1 protein-coding gene is annotated in these 234 nt (G+C 56.0%); it reads left to right on the top strand.

Translation table 11 applies throughout. The features are described 5' to 3' along the window. Positions 1–234 (top strand): DNA topoisomerase (locus SB660_RS23920; RefSeq protein ID WP_410585104.1); only part of this gene is annotated, 234 nt, incomplete at both ends.

The following is a 234-nucleotide window of genomic DNA, read 5'->3' as shown; positions in this document are numbered from 1 at the left end:
GCAGCGGCAAAGAATATGAAAACCTGTACCATTCTGCCGTCGCCAGAGCGGAAGCGGATTGGATTGTGGGGATCAACGCCACCCGTGCACTTACCACAAAATTCAATGCCCAGCTCTCATGCGGGCGTGTGCAGACTCCGACGCTTGCCATGATTGCAAAGCGCGAGGCAGACATTCAGGCGTTTACGCCCGTTTCGTATTACGGCATTCGTGCTGCAGTCGACGGCATGACGC

Source organism: Bacillus sp. SIMBA_005 (assembly GCF_046535585.1).
Taxonomy (GTDB): Bacteria; Bacillota; Bacilli; order Bacillales; family Bacillaceae; genus Bacillus; species Bacillus pumilus.
The sequence above is the reverse complement of the archived record's forward strand: the minus strand, read 5'-3'. Positions and strand labels throughout refer to the sequence as shown.